We start from the raw sequence: 16,495 nt of genomic DNA on the forward strand, positions 1-16,495 counted from the left end.
GGCCAAGCGCTTGCAAATGGCCGATCCGATGTCGCCACTGCCACCAGTCACCAAGGCGCGTTTCAGGACGGGGGTATTCATGGCTTGGGCTCCGAGGACAACAAGGCGCCGGCATCCATCACCACGGCGGCCCGGCCTTCGATCAAGAGGCGATCCGCGTCGCGGACCGAGAATTCATAGATCACCAGGCCGTCATCGCCCGACACGCGCCGAGCCTCGATCAACAGGTCTGAGGCACCGTCGTCCAGCCTGGCCACATGGGCCGTGACACCCCGCACGCTGGCCAGGAAACCGGCTTGGGGACGCTGTCCTGACTCGCCTGGCGGGCAGGCCCCCAAACCGCCGTGCAGGGCCATGGCCTGGGCTGCGTATTCAATGCCGCACAACACGCCCAAACGCCCCCCCGATCGCAAGGGGTTGGCGGGATCACGGTGGCTGCTGGCCTGGCAGTGGATGTACTCCGAGCCCCAGTCGATCACCGCATCGAGCAGGCACATGGTGCCGGCGTGCGGGATGCGCGCGGCGATGTCGTCGTGGGTGATGGTCACCGGCATGGGCTCAGCTCCACGGCCAACTGGCGCTGGTTCAGGTAGTCGAGCACAACGCGCCGCTGAATCGACACCGGGGCGCCATCGGCCTTGGCCTGTGCTTCGGCCAGCGCCTGCAACAGCGGCAGTCCGCGGCCGCAAGGGATGGACTGGCGCAGTGCTTCGAGCTGAGCCAGCGGCAGGATCGTGGGCGCCTCGTCACACAGGGCCACGTCGATGGCGGCCAGCGAATGTGCGCTGGGGTTGGGCGACAAGACCAGGGCGATGCCCAGGGCGTGCATGACGGGGCGGGCTTCGAGCAGTGGTGACGGGTAAGGCGCGTCATACGTCACCAGTAAAACGCCACGGCGCTCAACCTTGACCTGGATGACCGCCTCAAGCAGGCCCGCGCTGAAGCTGCCGTCGTAAGCGCACAGGGTGGACGAGGGCGCGACCGACCGCGACACGATGCCCCAATAACCCGAGGGCGCGTTGTGAACGGAGTTGGTGAAACGCGTGGGCGAAATCAGGCGGTCGCCAGCCAGGGCCTCGCACAAAGCATGGCAGTTCTCGCCCTCGCCGCTGGAGGATGAGAACACGCTGGCCAATTGGTCGGCTGCGGCTTGGGCGGCATCGACGGCCTCCAGGCCCACCTGCAAGGCCAGCTTGACCAGCACGCCCACGCGGCGGCGCTCGGCGGCAGGCAGGCTGGCCGGGGCCACGACCACGGTGGGGCTGGCCACACAGGGCCGCAAACCGGTCAGTGCTTGACGGCCCTCGGCCCAGTTCGGCAAGCCCGGACCGTTCAGACCGATGCCATCAATGAACACGCGCATGGTGTTCTTCATGGTCACGCCCCCCGCCCGACGACCACGCTGGCATTGGCGCCACCGAAGCCGAAGGAGTTGCTCAGGACATGGTCGACACGCGCCTGCCGCGAGTGCGTGAGGTAGTCGATGCGGATGGCCGGATCGGGCTGCTTGATGTTCAGGCCGGCGGGCATGAAGCCGTCACGAATGGCCAGCAGGCTGATCACCACTTCGATGGCCCCCGCCGCGCCCAAGGTGTGGCCGGTCGCGGCTTTGGTCGAGCTGCAGGGCACCATGTCGCCAAACACGGCGTGCACGGCTTGGCCTTCGGCGGCGTCGTTGCTGGGCGTGCCGGTGCCGTGCAGGTTGACGTAGTCAATCTGGTCGGGCCGCAGCCCGGCGGCGCTCAGTGCATCGCGGATGGCGATCTGCGCGCTGCGGCCTTGCGGGTGCGGTGAAGACATGTGGTGCGCGTCGCTCGACTCGCCCACGCCCAGCAGGCGCAAAGCGTCGGCAGGGCCATCGCGCTGCAGCAGCGCCAACCCGGCCGCCTCGCCGATCGAGATGCCATCGCGGGCCTGGTCGCAGGGCCGGCAAGGCTGGCGAGAGGTCAGCTCCAGCGAGCGGAAGCCGTACAGCGTGGTCAGGCACAGCGAGTCCACACCGCCCACGATGGCCGCGTCGATCAGGCCCACCTTGATCATGCGGGCCGCGTTGCCAAAGGCTTTGGCGCTGGACGCGCAAGCGGCAGACAAGGCCACCGATGGGCCCCGCAAGCCGAAGTGCTGGCAAAGAAAGTCGGCCACCGAATAGGCGTTGTGCGTTTCAGCATAGTGGAAGCTCTGGGGCAAGGCGCCCGTGGTTGGATCGCGCTGGCGGTAGGCCAACTCGGTTTGCAGGATGCCGGCCGTGCTGGTGCCCACGAACACGCCGACGCGGTCAGGGCCGTGGCGCTGGATGGCGTCGAAAACAGCTTCCTCGAAACCATCTTGCTGCAGGCCAAGCAGCGCCAGTCGGTTGTTGCGGCAGTCAAATCGGAACAGCTCATCGCGCAGGCGAACGGCATCCAGGCCTTCGACCTCGCCGATCCAGGTGTCGATGTCGACGGTCTCGAAATCGCAGGGCTTGAGGCCGCTGCGTTCGGCCTGCAAGGCGGCCGTGGTCGCCGCCAGGCCGTGGCCCAGGCAACTGGTCATCGTGAAATGGGTGATGGCAAGGAAAGACACAGGCAGGAGATCCAGGTGCTGCAAAACGGTGGCGACTTTAACCGAGCCGGGCCACCAGCAAAACGTTGGCAAAGGGGGTGCCCTGGCTCATGGGCAACCCGGCATCAAGCTGGAAGCCCAATCTCAGCAGCACCGATTGCCATTCGATCAGCGCTCGGCAATGCAGGCGAGGCAGCCGGTGCCCCCGGATGAAAGTCACCACGTGGTCGACCCAGTTGCTGATCTTGAAGGGCAAGCCCGCCGACGCATCACCCACACGCAGCAGCAGCACGCCACCCGGCGCCAGCGCATCGCGCACGCGGGCCAGCACGGCGTCTTGTGCGGGGATATCGATGTAATGCAGCACGTCGAGGATCACGGCTGCATCGCAGGGCTCGAAGGGCACATCGCAGATGTCGCCCAAGGTCAGGCGCGGCCTGGGATGCAAGCCCCCCAGCGCCGCCTTGGCCCGGTCCACATCGCGGGGCATGAGTTCAACGCCATGAAAATCCTGGACGCGGGGTGCGATCGGCCAATGCTCAGGCCAGGCTGGCGAATTGGGAAACGGCCGCACCTGAACCGATTCTTCATACTGTCCACGCGCCGCCGTCAGCCAGGAGGCCAGCAGCCCCTGGCCGCAACCCAAGTCAAGCACACGAGCATGGTCGGGGATCAGGCCACGCTCCAGCAGCGCCTGGAAGACGGGATCGCCCCCCAGTTTGCCCCGGGCAAATCGCCAGGCAAAGCGGCCAGCCGGTCGGTAGGGCGCGCAGGCCCGGTCAAGCAAAGCTGAGAGCAAAGATTTGGTCACTGAATCTGTCATGAAAAAGCGGTATCCAGGGTCACGGGATGCACGTTGCGGGCGCGGCAGGCCTCAAGCAGGCGGGGCAAAACCTCGATGACCACGGCTTGGCCAGCCGATGTGCGCGCCGCGTGGCCGTCGTGCAGCAAGAGCAAATCGCCCGGCGCCAGCTCGTCGATCAGGCGGCGCGCCACCTGGTCCACGTCGCTGCGAGCGGTATCGAACCCGCGCCGGGTCCAACTGGCCAGCCGAAGGTCAAGTTTGTGCAGCACCGGGTCGAGGAAGACGTTGCGCAAGCCGGCCGGCGCGCGGAAAAAACAGGGCGCGCGGCCCACCGTGTCGGCGATGGCAGCTTGCCCACGGCGGATTTCCTGCTCGATGCGCTTGAGGCCGGACACCGAGAAGGTGTGCCGGTGCGCATGGCTGTGGTTCTCGATGCGGTGGCCACGTTGGACGATCTCGCGCGCCAGCGTGGGGTACTGCAAGACGCGGACGCCGATGCAGAAGAAGGTGGCCTTGACCTGGAAGGTGTCCAGCAGATCCAGCACTTGCGGCGTGACCTGCGGGTCGGGGCCGTCGTCGAAGGTCAAGGTGATTTCACGCCGGGCGATGGCGGTGGGCGGCAAACGCAGGATGTTGGGGCCCAGCAGTCGGCTGGTGGGCCACAGGCCCAGGGCCGTGACCGCAAGATGGTTGGCCGCGACGCCGGCCAGGGCCTGGGGCCAGAGCCCGGGCATGGTGGCGACTGCCACCCCCGCCGCCGCGTGCAGACCGACGGAGGCCTTCAGGACCCAGGGCATGTGCCAGGGTGTGGGCGAACTGCGTTGTTCAGGACTGGAAGCGGTCGAAGAAGGCATCAGGCCGCCATCTTGAACAACAGTGCGTGCGTGTCGACCGGGGTCAGGCCTGGCGGCAACTGCGCTCTCAAGGAAGGGGCGTCACGCAAAGCCTGGCCGACGATTTCACTGGCCAGTTGTTCGAGCTGCGCGATGTTTTTGTGGGCTCGCTCGCGAAAGCCGACGTCGTCGAGTTGGTCGCGCAGGCTGGCATTGAGTTCGGCGAACCACGGCAGGCTGGCTTGGTCCAGCATGCAGGGCGGGTTGTCGTCACGGCGGGGGCCATCGCCAGGTTGGGCCGCACTCAGGTCGGTGGCCTGGCCCCATTGCCTCAACAAGGCCTGGATACCGCTGTTCAACTCGCGTGCGCGCATCAATGGCGCGTGCAGCTCCTGCAATGCGGCGCGGTCGGCCAGGCGGTCCTGGAAGAACAGCAGGCACAGCACGCCCCAGTAGTAGGTGTAGTCCCACAAGACCTTGGTGGGCATGACGCGCGGGCTGCCGAAAAGCGGGTACTGGCCTTCGTACAGCGACAAAGTGCTTTGGTAAAAGGACTGCAGTACCTCGCCGTAGAACAGGGCGGGCATCCGCAAGGACTCGCCGGCCCGATCGTGCTGGATCAGCTTGGTGATGTAAGTGTTGGAGATGGCGATGAAGTCCGAACCCGGCGAATAAAAGGGGTCGAGGAACATGCCGGCGTCGCCCGTGATGGCCCAGCGCTCTGGCGAGAACACCTGCTTGCAGCCATGCGAGAAATCGCGAAAGAAGGCAAAATCCATCAGCGTGTCGCGCTGGTTTTGCAGGACCTTGTGCACGCAGGGCTGGTGTTCGGCGATCCAGGCCATGGCCTTGTCGAAGGTGTTCATGCCCTCCAGCGGATGCAGGTCGGCGTCGGCCACGATGCCCACCGAATGCGCGCCGGACGACAGCGGGATGAGCCACAGCCAGTAACCGGCGCCACACAGGTGGTTGGTCGACATCCAGCGCGCGGCCGGGTCGCAGCGTTGGCGCCACTCGGGGTCGTTGGCCCAGTTGTCGATGTCCAACCGGGTATCCAGGCGGAACCACACGGCATTGGCTCGGTGGCCGTTGCCCTCGGCCAGGTCCAGCTTGCGCTTGAGCAGGCTGGCGCGGCCGCTGGCATCAACGATCCATTTGGCCCGGAGGGCGTGGCGGTGCAGGCCACCGGCGCCATCAGGGCATTCGACTTCGACCTCGTGCCCCAGGTCCTTGTCCAGCTCGATGCGCTTGACGGCCGCGCCCTCTTCAACCTGAATGCCTTGCAGCGTGGCTTGCAGCGCCAGGTGGTTTTCGAAGATGCCCCGATCGATCTGCCAACTGGGGGTTGAGAGGTAACGGCTGGCGCCCAGTTCGGTCACGCTGGACAGGTCGGACTCGCCTTCGCTGAAGAAGAAGCGGAAGCCGAACTTGCGCAGGTGCTCACGGTCCAGGTGCGCCCTCAGGCCCAGAGTTTCTGAAAAGTAATGGGCGCCGATCTCCACGCTGGATTCGCCAACCTTGTGAGCGGCCAACGGGGCCGGGCCCAGGCGCCGCTCCAGGACCTTGATGTCCAGCTCAGGCATGGCCTGCTTGAGTTGCAAGGCCAGCGTCAAGCCCGACAGGCCGCCGCCCATGATCAGCACATCGTGCCAGCAGTCGGCCATCTTGAGTCCTTGTCGGTGCGGCACCAGGATGGGCACCGTTCGGCGGATGTTAACGCCTGCTGTCTTGATTCCGGCCAGGCAGGCTCACGATCAGGGCCTGAGCAGGTGACAACGTGAAATGGCCTTCAAAGGCCGGGCCGCCTTGCCGATGGCCGCCGGCCAATGCCTTGATCAGCGGCAACCCCGCCGCCATGGGGCTGCGCGTCATCAATGCGGCCAAGTCCGGATCGCAGGCCCGCTGAGTTTCAGGCACACCCTGCGTGGCCATGTCATGCAAGCGCAGTGCCAGCGTGGGCGCTGAATGATGGCCCCGCGCCAGGTCAGACACTGGGGCCAGCACCAAGGCCAGGCCCACCAGTGCGGTGCTTTGGGTGATGGGCACCAGCGGCATCGGCGCCGGCATGTCGTAAGCCACCAGCAGCACCGGCATCTGTTCGCACGCGACCTGCGTGGCGGCCTCCAGCAAGCCCTGCGCGAAGCTGTGCCGGCCGGCGGAAATGGCGGTAGAGGCCTGCATATTGCCCACGCCGATGGTCCAGTAGCCCGAAGCCGCGTTGTGCACCGAGTGGTGAAACTTGGTGGGCGACAGGTGCTCGGGGGACTCTGCCAGCGTGGCGCACAGGTAGTCGGTGAGCGCCAGGTCGCCATGCGCGGATGAAAACACCGAACGCATGTCGCGGGGCGCCAGACCCGCTTCACGGCATGCCTGTTCGGCCACCGCCAGGGCGAGCAAGACGGTGGCAGGCGCCCGGCGCCGCTCGGCGGGAGGCAGCAGGGTGGTATGAGGCTTGGCCAGCGAAGCCGGCATGTCACTGGTCCGGTCACCACGCCAACGCGCCCGCGCCTCGTCCCAGGTGCCCAGCCCATCGGCCCACAGCCCCACGCCCAGAACGGCCACGTTCAGCGTCACCGGGCTCATTGGGCCGGCGCCAACGCTGCAGTGCGAGCAAACACCAGCGAACAATTGTTGCCCCCAAACCCAAAGGAGTTGCTCATGGCCACTTTGATCTGCGCACCCGTCGTCTGGCGCTGCAGCATGTGCCGAAAGCGCTCACCCAGCCGGGGATCGGGGCCGTGACAATTCAAGGTGCCCGGCACCCAGCCTTCGGCCAGCGCCAGCAAAGTCACCACCGACTCCAGCACGCCGGCCGCCCCGAGGGCATGGCCAGTCCAGCCTTTGGTTGAACTCACGCGCGTGCCTGACGGGAAAACATCGGCCACCACCTTCGCCTCCACCTCGTCGTTCTTGGGCGTGGCCGTGCCATGCAGGTTGATGTAGTCCACCTCGGCCGGTGCGATGCCGGCCCGCGACAAGGCCTGCAGCATGGCCTCGCGCGCACCCAACCCCATTGGGTGGGGCGCAGACATGTGGTGGGCATCCGAGGACTCACCGTGGCCCACCAACTGCAAGGCCGCGCCCTGACCGGCCAGGCTGTGGGCGCGTTCCAGCAGCACAAAACCGCCGGCCTCCGCCAAGTTGATGCCATCGCGGTCGGCGTCGAAAGGACGGCACGGCCTGCTGGACACCAGGCCCAGTGATTTGAAGCCATACAGCACGCTCTGGCACAGGCTGTCTACCCCGCCCACCACGGCGGCGTCCACCAGGCCGCAACGGATCAGGCGCTCGGCCTGGGCAAAGACCTTGGCGCTGGATGAGCATGCCGTGGCCACGGTCACGCAGGGCCCCGCACTTCCAAGCGCGTGTGCCACGAAGGCGCCCAAGGAATGGGGCGAATGCACTTCAGGGCGGCACAAATCGGGCGGAAAGTGGCCATCGGGGGTCAGCCGCGTGTAGGCCTCTTCGCTGGCGCCGATGCTGGACGTGCTGGTGCCCATCAACACGGCAACCCGGGTCGGGCCATGCCTTGCCAAGGCTGAGCGGGCCGCCTCCAGAAAGCCGTCCTGGTTCAAGGCCAGCCAGGCCAGGCGGTTGTTGCGGCAATCCCAGGCTTGCCAGTGGCTGGGCAAAGGCAGGTCTTCCAGGCCCAGGACACGTCCGATGAACGTGGGCAGGGGTTGGCGGGTGAAGTCGTTCTCACGCAGCGCCGTGGTGGTCGTGCGCATGAGCGCGCTCAGCGCCGCCCTGCCCGGCCCGGCGCAACTGGTGGCCGTGAACGCCGTCAATCCCAAAGGTTGCATGGCGTCAGGGCGCGAGCGAGTCATCAGCACACCCCTGCGTTGTCAGACCAGGCAGTGGCAGTTTGTCCAGCATCTGGCGCCACAGCGCGATCCAGGCCGGCCAATCGTGGCCACCTTCGACGGTGAACACCCTGCCCGAGGGCAGTGCCTCGGCCACCACCCTGTGCCCCATGGCAAAGCGGTCGCTCAGGCCGTAGCCCCAGTACAGCAGGGGTGGCGCACGCGTCGCCTCGGCCACCGCCTGCGACTTGAGCCACTGCCACAGCCGCCGATCGGTCTCGTCCTCGGGCAGCGATTGACCCTCGGCAGGCCAGGCCCGCAGCCCACCGGCACGAACCACGTCCATGCTGATGTTGCGCGGCCCCAGGTAAGGGGCCAGGGCCACCACGCCAGTGATGTCGGACGGGTGCGTGGCGCTGTACACCAGCGAGCCCATGCCACCGATGGAGATGCCCGCCAGCCAGATCTGTGCATACCCTTGTTGGCGCGCGGGCTCGATCACATCGTGATGCAGGCGCGCCAGGATGGTCTGGTCGGTGTAGTAAGCCACGGGGGCATCAACCAGTTGGACATCCACATCCAGGCGCCGCTCGCGCACCGCCGCCACAAAGCCGTGCAGGATGAAATCTGCAGGGGTGTCGTAGGCGCCAGGCAGCATCACCAGCAAGGCGGGCGCTCGCCGGGGGCCGGCATGGTCGGGCAAGGCGAAGTCAAAGGTTGAATCCATGGGCACTGATCAAGCCTGGTGGTCGGCAACCGCTGCGGGGACCGCGCGGTGCAGCACCGCCGACAACACCAAGGCAAGGATGGCCCCGGGGCCCACCGTCGCGCCGATGGCGTGCAGCACCGGCACCTGCGACCAGGCCAGCATGCCAAAGCCCGCCACGGTGGCCAGGTTCGCGAACAGCATGGACGACAGGATGGCCGCGCTGGGCGTGCCACGGTGTGTGCGCTGGTCAAAAAACAGGGCGTAGTTGGAGCCGATGGCCACGATGAGCAGCAAGCCCACCAGGTGGAACAAGGTGAGTGGTGGGCCGGTCGCGACCAGGCCCGCAGTGACGATGACCACCGTGCACAGCAAGGGGGTGACGACCCGCAGCAGGCGCCAGGGCGAACGGAGCACTAATCCCAGCAGGATGACGATGCCACCGGCGCCCAGCATCGACAAGAACAGCACTTCGCTCAGGTAGTCGGAATACAGCTTTTCGGATTCGGCCTTGAGGTCGATGAAATGCACCTCACCGACCTTCACCGCCGAACTCATGAGACTTCGGATGCGGGCTGCATCGACGGTCGGCGCTGGCGTGCCGGGCGCATCAGCGCTGGGCAGGCGAAGTCCGATCAGCGCAGTCCACTGGCCGGACTGACGCATCAACAATGAGTCAACGCCCAGCGACAGCGAGCTGCCGTTCAGGTCGGCGCGCGTGAGTGGCCGCAAGCCCTTGGCCAAAGCCGCATCCGCAAAGAAGGCCTCGAATTTCTCGGCCTTGAGCGGCAGGCCCTGCGCAGCCTGAACGAAGTGGGCACGCAAGGTGGGTGTGTCGGGCAAAGCCGCCTGGCGCTGGCGCTGCATGGCCTGGCTGGGCAGGTAGCGCGCCGGGCTGTCGGTGCCCAGCAGCATGCCGCTGTCCACCAAGGGCGCCAACGCTTCGGTGGCCTGCTCAGCGCCTTGTAGCGCGGCCTCCATGCTGGGCGCGCGGATCACGCCCAGATAACGCACGTCCGGCGCGCCCAGGTCGGTGCGCAGGCGCATGTCCAGGGCCTGGTCCTGCGCCGTGATGGGGCTGAGCGAGGTCAGCTCACGGCTCCACAAACGATCGCGGTGGACGACCAGCACGGCCACGGCACCGGCCAACATCAACAACACCAACCACCGAGCGGCCGGGGCCTTGGCGGCCACCCAGGTGAGGCGTTGGTCGAGCATCGGCGTCGGCCGAATCTTGAATCCCTCAGGGATCAAGTGCGGCAGCAACCACCGGGTCACCAAGGCAGCGGAGACGACGCCCACGATGGAGAACAGCCCCAATTGCGCCAAGCCCGGAAAACCCGATGCCAGCATGGACGCGAACCCAATGACCGAGGTCAGTACGCCCAGGCTGACCGTGGGCCAGAACCCCTCCAGATGACGGCCATCGTGACGAGCGCCCGCCCCTTGCGCGCTGCCCTGCACGAACAAGTAAATCGCGTAGTCAACCGCCTCGCCGATGAGGGTGATGCCAAAGCCGAGCGTGATGCCATGCACCATCCCGAAACCCCATGACACCGCGGCAATGCCGGCCAGCGCGCCCGTGAGCATGGGCAACAGGCCCAGCAACAAAGCACGCAGGGAACGGTACACACTGAGCAGCAACGCGATGATGATGGTGAAGCCGATGGAGGCCAGGCGCGTGGCCTCGGACTCGATGGTCTGGCGCGATTGCGTGGCAAACACCGCCGGCCCCGACACCACCAGGCGTGACTGCTCAAGGCCCTCATGCTTGCGCGCCTGGTCAAACTGCTGGCGAATCGCGTCGATGGCGCGTTGCTGCGCGTCCAGGTCCGAGCCATCCGCTTGTGTCTGCGCCACCAGCACAGCGCGCCGCCGGTCTTGCGAAACCCACACGCCATCCACCGTGGCACGCTCGCCACCAGAGTCCATGGCCTCGACCAGGTGCACCACCTCGGCGGTCGGGTCGCGCGTCAGCAAGGGCTGCAACATCAGCCCGGCCGATGATCCAAGCAAGTCCAGGCTGTCTTGCAGTGCCACGCGCAGGCCTGCGGGCTGGAAACGCGCCGAGGTGACATCGGGGCTCAGCAAGTAGCGGTAACGCAGCAGCACCTCCTGGTCGCGTTGGGCGGCCACCGGCTCGCCGTTGTTGACCGAGGCAAAGGGCGCCGCCTTGTCGCCAGGCAAGGCCGGCAACTGGCGCAAGCCCGAAGCCAGCCTTTTGGACAAGCGCGCCAGGCCGCTGGCCGCCTCAGGCCGGGGGTCGTCGGTTTCCAGGCCGACCAGGATCAGGCGCGATGCGGGGCCCTCCTTGAGTTGATCGATCAACACGGCCTGTTCGGGCGTGGGCTTGCTTGGCAAGAAGGCCGACAAGTCGGCCGTGTAGCGCGCGCGGACCACCGTGATGACCAACACCGCCACCAAGGCCAACCAGACGAGCGTGGCCAGCAGGCCCTTGAAACGGCGATCGGCCATCGTCAATTCGACGGCTGAGGCTGCGGCGTGATTGTCATGACCGACCGATCACCATTGCCCTGCAGGATCTCGATGGTCTCGATGTGCTCGCGTTGGCCGCTGAACCGGATCTGGCTCACCATCGCTGCCGCCTTGGCCTGCAAGGGCCGCAACAGCAAACGCCAGCGTTCGCGCTTGCCCTCAAGCTCGATCTGGTAATTGCGGTCCAGCGCAGCGCGGTCACCCGCCAAGGTAGCGCGGATGCTTTCGACAAAAGCACCCACCTCGGGATAAGACTGCAGTGGGATGCTGCGCTTGCGGCCCTTGCGCTCCAGCAGCAAGGTGTCCTTGTCCAGCACCAACGACTCAGCCGTGGGCTTGAGCGTGCGCTTTTCAAGGCGATCAGGCGCCTGGTAGCTCAACTCGCCGGACGACTCCAACGGCGTCTCCACCGAACTGAGGTACTTCTGCTCGACGAAATCTGCGCGGCTGGACTTGGTCTGGGCCAAGGAGCGCATCAGCGCATCAACGCCCCACTCTTCGGCGCGCACCGGCCCGCTGCCCAAGCCCAGGCCCAGGCCACACGCCAGTGCCATCAGCCCATGCCGCCACCCATGCCATGCTTCAACGGCCCGGCGGCCTTGGCTGGCCAAGCTCATCCCAGAAATCATAAAAATTGAACCAGTTGTAGGGCGCCTGTCGGCAGTAGTGTTCCAGCCGGCTGACGTACAGGTCGATGGTCTGCTCGACCGTCGGCCCACCGGGCTTGGAGAAGTCGGCGATGTGCTCAAAATGTATCTCATAGCGGTTGCCACCCCGGTACAGCCCCACGATCAGGATGACGGGCCGCTTGAGCATGGCGGCCAGCCTGAAAGGACCGATCGGGAAGCCGGCCGGCGTGCCCAGCAAATCGACCTGCCGGCCCGACTCGCCGCTCGGCATGCGGTCACAGAGCATGCCCACCATCTCGCCGCGCTCCAGGCAATGCTTGACGCGCAGCATGGAGTCGACGTTGCCCAGTGCAATGATGTTGTGCTTCATTGCCGGGTTGATGGCGGCCAAGATCTGGTTCAGCTTGACCGCGTTGTCCTCGTACATGACCATGGACACCTTCAGATCGTCCAAGCCATGGCTGCTGGCCCGCACCGCCTCGAAGCTGCCCAGGTGGGCGCCGATCATGATGGCGCCGGTGCCCTTCGCCAGGATTTCATGGGCCGCTTCATGCCCAATCAATTCGGTGTCGAACAGGTCAAAGCGCCCGTTGAGCAGGTAGAAGCGGTCCAGGATGGTGGCCGCGAAGCAGAACACATGGCGAAAGCCATCCATCCAACCGGGCTCCCTGCCCAGCACGCGGCGCAGGTAGGCGATCGAAGCGCGGCGCGCCTTGGGCACTGCCAGCACGAAATACCAGCTGATGGGGTAAAGCATCACGCGCGCCACCGGGCGGCCCAGCCGCTGCGCCACCCACACGATGAACCGCAAGGCCAGCATGTTGCTGCGCTCGCCCTGCTGCATCCACACTGCCGCCACCTCAGGCTCCGCCTTCATCGGTCAGGGCGTGGAAGGTGATCGTGGCGGTGGCGGCCACCCGGGCTGCACCCTCGCCAACCCGCACTTCAATCGCATACCGACCGGGCGCGGTGGACCTGAAGTTCAAGGCCAGCGCCTCGCCCGGGCGCACCGGCACCAGGAACTTGGCCACGCCCACCTGAAGCGCCGAGGGTGCCAGCCCTTCAGCACCTGCCAGGGCTTGCAGGGCCTCGTCCAGCAACACGACGCCGGGCACGATGGGGTGCCCCGGAAAGTGACCCGCGAAAGCCGGGTGATCGGGTGCGATGTGAAGTGGCAAAAAAGTGGTCAAGGCGCTAACTTCCAGGCTTTGGGCCAATTCAACAATGGCAGCTTGCGGCAGCTTGCCCGTGGCATTTCGGGGCAGGGCCGCAACAAAATGCAGGGGCCTGGGCATGAACGCCGGGTCAATGCGCTGGCGCAGGGCTGCCAGCAGCCGGGGCGGATCAAGTTCGGGCGCCACCACCAACGCCGCCAGGCGCTTCACGCTGCCCTGGCTGCCCGCCGCGTCGACCTCAGGCCAAAGGAAAGCACCGTCGATCACCCCGGGGATGGCATTGAGCTGCAGGTTGAGGTAACCCAGGGAGGTCCGCTTGCCGGCGATGTTCACCATGTCCGCCGACCGGCCGTGCAAAATGAACCGCGTGGCCGACAAATCGCCCGCCACCACAGGCTCGCACAAGGCCAGCACGTCACTCAAGGCCAGCGGCGCCTCGACGTGCCCTCCGCTGACCCAGGTCTGCCCGTCGCGCTCCACCAGATTCAGGCCCTCGAACGACAACCACTCTGCCGACCGGGCACTGCGGCGCGTGGCCAGCTGCCCGGTCTCGGTGCTTCCATAGACTTCCAGCAAATGCCCGCCGCAACGCGTTTCGGCTTCAAGTGCCAATTGAGTCGACAGGGACGCGGTCGCGGACACGATCAATTCCACCGCGGGCACCTCGGCGGACTCGGCCAGCCAGGTGCGCAGGTGGAAAGGCGTGGTAACCAGCACCTTGGGCGAGGGCAAGGCCGACAGCGTGGCCGAGATGTCCGCCGGATAGAAGGGCCGCTCCGCCACCATCGCCGCGCCGCTCTGCCAGGCCAACAGCACCGTCGACTCCAGGCCGTACATGTGCTGCGGCGGCACGGTGCCCACCAGACAATGCCCGGAGCGTGCCGACACACCCAGGCGCCGCGCCTCGGCAAGCACATTGCGCACCAGCGAACCCCAGCACTTGACATGCTCGGTGGGCCGCCCGGTGGACCCGGACGTGAACACGCAAGCGATGACCTGAGCAGAGTAGATCGCCGGGATCTGCGGCTCGGCAACCTCTGCGGGCAGCCCGTCCTCTCCCCGCGCTGAATACAGCCACATCGGCAAGTCCACGGCAACCGGCGGCTGATCGCTCAGGCAGTAAACCTGAGGATGGATCTCGCGCATCTGCCGCACCATCTCGGGGTTGTGCGAAGGCGGCAACAGGCTGATCTGGCGCCGCAGGATGGCCGAGGCCAGCCCCACGGCGAAGTGGTAGCGGTCGGTGCAGGCATTCAGCACATGCGAACGGTTGGGCAAGCTCGCCGCCACGTGCGCCACATCCTTCAGAAAATCGCGAACGGTGATCATCCGGCCCTGCTGGTAGGCCAACACAGCGTCGAGCGAGCTGTGCCTCAACAGCGGCAAGGTCTCGGGCGAATCGTGGGCGATCACGTCAGCGAGGCTCATGAGAAGACGGCGTCGGATCCGACACCGACCAACCTTGTCGAAAAGCCTGCACGCTGTCCATGAGCGGGCTGTGCCTGATGTGGCGCAGCTTGTGACGGCGCAGGGCGTACTCGCCAACGAACATCAGCCCGATCAGCGGACTGTTGAGCAGGTTCGAGAAAACAGACCACGCCTTGACGGACACCACCGCATACAGCAGAGCCGACACCACGGCGGTGCCCGCGAAGAACAAGGTCCAGGCCAGGGTGACGCCACGGGTGAACGACAGCACCTCTGGCGGCATGTCGCCCCGGCGCACGATGCGGGCAAACCTCGTCACCAGGGGCTCTCGCCCAGCGGCCAGCGTGTGGCCAAACACCCAGCACAACGCCAGGTTGGTGCAAACATGCTGCAAGACATACAAGAGGTTGAGATCGCCCTGCCAACGCGGCAGGACCAGGGCCAGCAAGCCCAGCACCGCCGCCGTCAGCCCCCCGGCAACGATTGGCCCGTGGCGCCCGGCCACGACCGAAAACATCATGGCCAACAACGGCAGAAAATAAAGGCCGGGTGTCCAGGGTGAGCGATGGAGCGTGGCCACATGGCAGGCTACCAGGTAGGCGGCCAGCACCAGCAGCGCCCCCAATCCACCCAAGAGGGCAAGCCACAGTGGAGGCAATCCAAGAGACGCGGACTTCATGCAAGACAGGACCGGCCCGGTCCCTTACTTGGTCCGGTTCGCGCCAACGTGCTGCGCCAGGCTGCGCAGTGAGCTGAAAATCTGCACATTGCGCTCATCATCCGACCGCAACTGAAAACCATACTTCTTGGACACGACCAGGGCGATTTCGAGGATGTCGATGGAGTCGAGCCCCAGCCCGTCGCCATAAATCGGCCCCTCAGGATCGACATCGGCCACCGCGAACTCCAGGTTCAGCGACTGGATGATCAGCTCGGTCAACGCCAGTTCCAGCGCGGGATCGACAGGAGCGCCTTCAAGGGCGGCCGGAGAAGAGACTTGGCCATCGTCGGCCGGGTTCTGCACTGAAATCTGCATGGACTTGTCTAAAAACGAAAGGAAGGCGCTGACCACCGGCTGCCTCGAACAAAGGTGCGTTTCAGGGGCCGGATCAAGGGCAATTTGCGGGGTGGAGGTGTCCCGAATGATAAGCGAGAACAGATTTCAAGCGGGCCGAGTCATGGGCGGTCCGGGGCCAGATGGTCGACGGCGTCGGTGATCAAGCCATCGAGACCCAACGCCCACAGCGCCTGGGCGCGCTCGGAATCGTTCACCGTGTATGTCAACACGTTCAACCCGGCCGCGTGGGCCTGCCCGATGCGCTCGGCATTCAGCTCGGGATGGTGTCCGACCACCGCCACGCAAGCCAGGCTCAGCGCGGCATCAAGCCAACCCGGTTGCAACCGCTCCAGCAGCAGCGCCCTGGGCACTTCGGGCGCGGCATCACGGGCGGATTTCAGCGCCTCCACACTGAAAGAGCTCAGCAATGGCCACACCGCCTGCCCCGCCCACAGGCGCCGAACCTCTCGAGCCACCACTTCGCCCGTCAAGGCATCGTGGCCCGGGGAGGGCTTAATTTCAAGGTTGACCATCAACTCATTGGCCTGAAGCCACCGCGCCAGGGTTTCCAGCCTCAGCAGGGGCTCACCCGCATACGGCGGGCTGTGCCAACTCCCCGCGTCCAGCCAGGACAATTCGTCCCAGCGTTTCTCGCCCGCCACGCCCTGCCCCGAGGTGGTGCGACTCAAATCAGAGTCGTGCAACAGAAAAGGCTCGCCATCCGCACTGAGCTTGACATCGCACTCGAACATGCGAAATCCATGCGCGGCCCCCAGGCGAAACGCCGCCAGGGTGTTTTCAGGCGCCAGTTTGCCCGCGCCCCGGTGTGCGATCCAGCGGGGATAAGGCCATGGCGTCAAAAGCGCTTTGTCGGGTTGGTTCATAACGCCACAGGATAGCGCTGCCACTGTGTGCCTGCGATGGGGAGATCACCTGCTGCGGTAACATCACCCCTCAGGCGCGAAAACCGTCCGCACCCTGCTTTTCGCACTCCTTGCCGCCGTTTTTTTACCCCGGCCGCG

Annotated in this window: 16 protein-coding genes; all 16 read right to left on the reverse strand. The window is 66.0% G+C overall.

The window, feature by feature from the left end:
* Nucleotides 1-77: 77 nt before the first annotated feature.
* A complete protein-coding gene (locus H7225_RS11890) occupies nucleotides 78-554 on the reverse strand; it encodes a hotdog family protein (protein WP_290662060.1) in 477 nt (158 codons plus the stop codon).
* Nucleotides 545-1,375 (reverse strand): beta-ketoacyl synthase chain length factor, encoded by an 831-nt coding sequence (locus H7225_RS11895; RefSeq protein ID WP_290662062.1) that lies wholly within the window; start codon nucleotides 1,373-1,375, stop codon nucleotides 545-547. Before H7225_RS11895 ends, H7225_RS11890 begins: the two co-directional genes overlap by 10 nt.
* Before the next feature lie 2 nt (nucleotides 1,376-1,377).
* Nucleotides 1,378-2,562, reverse strand: coding sequence for a beta-ketoacyl-[acyl-carrier-protein] synthase family protein (locus tag H7225_RS11900; RefSeq protein WP_290662064.1), 1,185 nt, complete (start codon nucleotides 2,560-2,562; stop codon nucleotides 1,378-1,380).
* A gap of 37 nt (nucleotides 2,563-2,599) precedes the next feature.
* Nucleotides 2,600-3,364, reverse strand: a complete 765-nt coding sequence (locus H7225_RS11905) for a class I SAM-dependent methyltransferase (RefSeq protein ID WP_290662066.1) — start codon at nucleotides 3,362-3,364, stop codon at nucleotides 2,600-2,602.
* Nucleotides 3,361-4,200 carry a polysaccharide deacetylase family protein gene (locus H7225_RS11910; protein WP_290662068.1) on the reverse strand — a complete coding sequence of 280 codons (840 nt, stop codon included), beginning with the start codon at nucleotides 4,198-4,200 and terminating at the stop codon, nucleotides 3,361-3,363. Before H7225_RS11910 ends, H7225_RS11905 begins: the two co-directional genes overlap by 4 nt.
* Nucleotides 4,200-5,843 carry an NAD(P)/FAD-dependent oxidoreductase gene (locus H7225_RS11915; RefSeq protein ID WP_290662070.1) on the reverse strand — a complete coding sequence of 548 codons (1,644 nt, stop codon included), beginning with the start codon at nucleotides 5,841-5,843 and terminating at the stop codon, nucleotides 4,200-4,202. The genes H7225_RS11910 and H7225_RS11915 overlap by 1 nt, the downstream gene beginning before the upstream one ends.
* A 49-nt stretch (nucleotides 5,844-5,892) precedes the next feature.
* A complete protein-coding gene (locus H7225_RS11920; RefSeq protein ID WP_290662071.1) occupies nucleotides 5,893-6,762 on the reverse strand; it encodes a beta-ketoacyl synthase chain length factor in 870 nt (289 codons plus the stop codon).
* Nucleotides 6,759-8,006, reverse strand: coding sequence for a beta-ketoacyl-[acyl-carrier-protein] synthase family protein (locus H7225_RS11925; protein WP_290662072.1), 1,248 nt, complete (start codon nucleotides 8,004-8,006; stop codon nucleotides 6,759-6,761). The genes H7225_RS11920 and H7225_RS11925 overlap by 4 nt, the downstream gene beginning before the upstream one ends.
* Nucleotides 7,987-8,709 (reverse strand): alpha/beta hydrolase, encoded by a 723-nt coding sequence (locus H7225_RS11930; protein ID WP_290662073.1) that lies wholly within the window; start codon nucleotides 8,707-8,709, stop codon nucleotides 7,987-7,989. The genes H7225_RS11925 and H7225_RS11930 overlap by 20 nt, the downstream gene beginning before the upstream one ends.
* A 9-nt stretch (nucleotides 8,710-8,718) precedes the next feature.
* Complete coding sequence (locus H7225_RS11935; protein WP_290662075.1) at nucleotides 8,719-11,163, reverse strand: MMPL family transporter; 2,445 nt, start codon at nucleotides 11,161-11,163, stop codon at nucleotides 8,719-8,721.
* A 2-nt stretch (nucleotides 11,164-11,165) separates the two neighbouring features.
* Nucleotides 11,166-11,801, reverse strand: coding sequence for a LolA-related protein (locus H7225_RS11940; protein ID WP_290662077.1), 636 nt, complete (start codon nucleotides 11,799-11,801; stop codon nucleotides 11,166-11,168).
* Nucleotides 11,767-12,690, reverse strand: a complete 924-nt coding sequence (locus H7225_RS11945) for an acyl-CoA synthetase (RefSeq protein WP_290662079.1) — start codon at nucleotides 12,688-12,690, stop codon at nucleotides 11,767-11,769. The genes H7225_RS11940 and H7225_RS11945 overlap by 35 nt, the downstream gene beginning before the upstream one ends.
* Nucleotides 12,674-14,416, reverse strand: coding sequence for an AMP-binding protein (locus tag H7225_RS11950; protein ID WP_290662081.1), 1,743 nt, complete (start codon nucleotides 14,414-14,416; stop codon nucleotides 12,674-12,676). Before H7225_RS11950 ends, H7225_RS11945 begins: the two co-directional genes overlap by 17 nt.
* Nucleotides 14,403-15,050 carry a hypothetical protein gene (locus tag H7225_RS11955; RefSeq protein WP_290662083.1) on the reverse strand — a complete coding sequence of 216 codons (648 nt, stop codon included), beginning with the start codon at nucleotides 15,048-15,050 and terminating at the stop codon, nucleotides 14,403-14,405. Before H7225_RS11955 ends, H7225_RS11950 begins: the two co-directional genes overlap by 14 nt.
* Nucleotides 15,051-15,119: 69 nt before the next feature.
* Entirely contained in the window at nucleotides 15,120-15,452 is a 333-nt protein-coding gene (locus H7225_RS11960; RefSeq protein WP_290662084.1) for a phosphopantetheine-binding protein, read from the reverse strand.
* A gap of 140 nt (nucleotides 15,453-15,592) precedes the next feature.
* Nucleotides 15,593-16,357, reverse strand: a complete 765-nt coding sequence (ugpQ, locus tag H7225_RS11965) for a glycerophosphodiester phosphodiesterase (RefSeq protein WP_290662086.1) — start codon at nucleotides 16,355-16,357, stop codon at nucleotides 15,593-15,595.
* Between the last annotated feature and the right edge of the window lie 138 nt (nucleotides 16,358-16,495).

The organism is Aquabacterium sp. (genome assembly GCF_014378415.1).
GTDB lineage: Bacteria > Pseudomonadota > Gammaproteobacteria > Burkholderiales > Burkholderiaceae_C > Aquabacterium.